This is a genomic window from Sphingobium xenophagum NBRC 107872, from assembly GCF_000367345.1.
Classification (GTDB): Bacteria; Pseudomonadota; Alphaproteobacteria; order Sphingomonadales; family Sphingomonadaceae; genus Sphingobium; species Sphingobium xenophagum.
On sequence record NZ_BARE01000109.1, the window covers coordinates 1 to 3,781 of the forward strand.

Here is a 3,781-nt window from a genome sequence, read left to right on the forward strand (position 1 = left end):
GGCCCAGTCGGCCCGAAGCTGCGATTTTGGTCATCTTGGAGAACACGTCGGGAACGGGCTGGTTGTTGTTGACGATCGCCCATGCGAGGAACGACGTTCCGCTCCGATAAGGGAGCGGCGTTATGAGCCTTGGCGTTTCGAGTGGGGATCTGATCGGCTCCTGGAGCCTGAGTTTTTCGGACATCGCGTTCGTGACCGGCAAAGCGGAGACGGCACGACTGGGATTGGCGGTTCAGCTTAGATTTTTCGCCGGGCATGGCTTCTTTGTGCCGGATCATGCGTCGATACCCTCCGACGGTGTCTTGTATCTGGCGGAGCAACTTGGTCTCGATGCCAAATCCGTGAACCACTATGATTTTTCCGGGCGCACCGCCCGCCGGCATTGCGCGGAGATTTTGCGGCATCTCGGGTTCCGCCGTATGACGCAGACGGATCGCAGGGCGTTGTCGAGGTGGATTTCCGACGATCTTTGTGCGGGCGGGCAGCCGATCAATGCCATGCTCGAGCATGTTTTCCTGTGGTGCCGCGACCGCCGTATCTATGGGCCGTCGCGCAAGGAGCTGGAACGCCTCGTCCGTTCGCAACGACACCTCTATCTGGAGGCCCTGTTGGCCCGAGTCCGCGATCGGCTTGCGCCGGATGCGGTCGCCTTGCTGGAAGCCTCGCTCGCCGATCCCGATGGCCCGACCGGCTTCAACACGATGAAGGGGGATGCAGGTCAGGCGACGCTCGAAAACATTCTTGGCGTGACCGCCAAACTCGCCTTTATCCAACGGCTTGCTCTTCCCCGAGATTTCCTATCGGTCACGGGCAAGGCATGGGTCGATCAGATCGTTCGCCGGGTTGCCGGCGAGAAAGCCTCGGAGATGCGCCGGCATGTACCGGCGCGCCAGCTCGGGCTCTATGCCGTTTATCTGATGGCGCGGGAAGCTCAGCTTACGGATGCGATGGTCGACCTGCTGATCGAGACGGTCCATAAGATCGGATCGCGCTCGAAACGCAAGGTGGTGGGCGATATCGCGAAAGACATCGAGCGGGTCTATGGCAAGGAGCGACTCCTGGTCGAGATTGCCAGCGCTTCGATCGACGATCCATCCGGGCGCATCTGCGATGTCATTTTCCCAATCGCCGGCAAGGACAAACTGGCGGCGATCATCAAGGAAAGCCAGGCAAAGGGCGCCTTGGATCGGCGGATCTACAAGGTGATGCGGAGGTCATGGGCCAATCATTATCGCCGTATGCTGCCAAGCCTGCTTTCGGCACTGGAGTTCCGGTCGAACAACGCCGTGTGGCGTCCGGTGCTGGCGGCCCTGGACTGGATCAGAAGCAAAGTGGATGATGGATGCCGCTACGTGCCGCCGCACGCAGTGCCGGTCGACGAGGTCATTCCGGCGAGATGGCGCAGTTCCGTCATTGATGAAGAGGGGCGCGTAAACCGGATCAGTTATGAGCTTTGTGTCCTCGCGCAACTGCGCGATCGCATCCGTTCTAAGGAAATCTGGGTTGTCGGGGCGGACCGATACCGCAATCCCGATGACGATCTTCCCAAGGACTTCGATGCGCGGCGAGAAGCATATTACACAGGATTGAACCTGACGGCGGATGCGCGTGCATTTTCAAGCGCCATCCGGGAAGAGCTTGCTCAGGAACTGTTGCTCCTCAATGCCAATATTCCCCGGAACGACAAGGTTCGGCTGCTGTGGCGCGGCGAGAACCGTATATCTCTCACCCCGTTCAAACCCTTGCCCGAACCCAGGGGTCTCGCCTCGATCAAGACCGAGATCGGCCAACGCTGGCCGATGACCGGGCTGCTCGACGTACTGAAGGAGGCTGCCCTTGATACGGGACTTCTCGAAGCGTTCGAAACATCGGCCTCGCGTGTTGCACTGCCGAAAACCGCGCTGGATCAACGTCTCCTGCTATGCCTCTACGGCCTGGGAACGAATGCCGGGCTCAAGCGGATCGCCGGCGCCACCCCCGATGTCAGCTATGAAGAGCTGCTGCATGTCCATCGCCGCTTCGTTCATGCCGCGGCGCTCAAGGAGGCGTGTGCCAGGGTTGCGAATGCGACCCTGGCAATCCGCAATGCTGCAGTCTGGGGGGACGCCGGCACGGCCTGTGCGTCAGATTCCACAAAGTTCGGAGCCTGGGATCGCAACCTGATGACGGAATGGCATGCGCGTTATGGTGGACGGGGCGTCATGATCTACTGGCATGTCGAACGACGCGCGACATGCGTCTATTCCCAGCTCAAGCGCTGCTCTTCCTCCGAGGTCGCCTCCATGATCGAGGGCGTGCTGCGCCATTGCACCGACATGGAAATCCAGCGACAATATGTTGATAGTCATGGCCAAAGCGCGGTTGGCTTTGCATTTTGCCGGCTTCTCGGATTTGAGCTTGCACCCCGCCTGAAAGCGATCGCTCGCCAGAAGCTGGCTCTTCCCGATGTCGGCATGCGAACGCGGCTTCCCCACTTGCAGCCGATCCTCTCCAGTCCGATCAACTGGGATGAGATCGAGCAGCAATATGACGAGATGGTCAAATATGCAGCCGCGATGCAGACAAAAACCGCCGACCCGGAGGCGATCCTGCGCCGGTTTAGCCGCTCCGAGGTGATGCACCCGACCTACAAGGCGTTGAGTGAGCTGGGCCGCGCGGTCAAGACGATCTTCCTGTGCCGGTATCTGCGCGAGGAGTCCTTCCGCCGCGAAATTCATGAAGGCCTGAATGTCGTTGAAAACTGGAACAGTGCCAATGGGTTCGTTTTCTTCGGCAAGGGCGGCGAGATCGCCACTAACCGCATCGATGAGCAGCAGCTCTCGGTCCTGGCGCTACATTTGCTGCAAGCGTCGCTTGTCTATGTGAACACCCGAATGCTTCAGAGCGTGCTGGTGGAACCGAAATGGACGGGCCGGATGACGCCGGATGATTATCGCGGCCTCACACCGCTGATTTACAGCCACGTCAATCCTTATGGCCGCTTCGACCTCGATCTGAATAGCCGGATCGATTTTGGGCGGCTTGCTGCCTGACCGGGGCCTTTCCGCTCGCACCATTTGGGTGCACCCGAACGTGACGATCGGAAGTGACATATACGACATGTCACAAAAGGGTGGTTCCGTCACCAATGTTACTGTACGAGGGCAAAGCCACCCTAATGTGACGGATTTGCCCATGACCCGCGTCGGCTACGCCCGCGTCAGCACCATCGACCAGGATCTCGACATCCAGGTTGCCCGGTTGAAGGCAGCGGGCTGTGAAATCCTCCGCTCCGAAACAGGCTCGGGCGCATCGCGCACTGGACGCACGGAGCTTGAGACGATCATGCAGTTCCTGCGCGCCGATGACGAACTCGTCGTCCTGCGTCTCGATCGGCTCGGTCGCTCCACACGCGATGTTCTCAATCTGGTTCATGAACTCGACCAGAAGGGAGCCTCATTGCGGGTGCTTGAGCCGGAGGTGACGACGGCCGGAAGCATGGGGCGGATGGTGATCACCATTCTGGGCATGGTCGCGGACATGGAACTGACGTTCATCAAGGACCGGCAGCGCGCCGGGATCGAGGCGGCGCGCGCCGAAGGCGTCTACAAAGGCCGGAAGAAAAACATCGATGACGATGAAATCCGACGCCGGATCACCGCCGGCGCGAGCAAGGCCAGCGTCGCGCGCGACCTCAAGATCTCAAGAATGACCGTCTATCGGGCGCTTGACGTCATTCCTTCAAGGATCGGGCTGCCGGAAAAGCCGCCTTCTGTCACCATCGCCCTGCATCTGACCATCG

At 60.0% G+C, this 3,781-nt stretch carries 2 protein-coding genes; both read left to right on the top strand.

The features are described 5' to 3' along the window. Positions 1 to 122: 122 nt before the first annotated feature. Positions 123 to 3,032, top strand: coding sequence for a Tn3 family transposase (locus SX1_RS21945; RefSeq protein WP_006961814.1), 2,910 nt, complete (start codon positions 123 to 125; stop codon positions 3,030 to 3,032). 142 nt (positions 3,033 to 3,174) lie between these two features. Continuing rightward, on the top strand, positions 3,175 to 3,781 hold a 607-nt coding region (locus tag SX1_RS21950; protein WP_019054825.1), incomplete at its 3' end, for a recombinase family protein.

Excerpts from the sequence above, each read along its gene's own strand:
- SX1_RS21945 (WP_006961814.1), top strand. The coding sequence starts at position 123 with ATGAGCCTTGGCGTTTCGAGTGGGGATCTGATCGGCTCCTGGAGCCTG.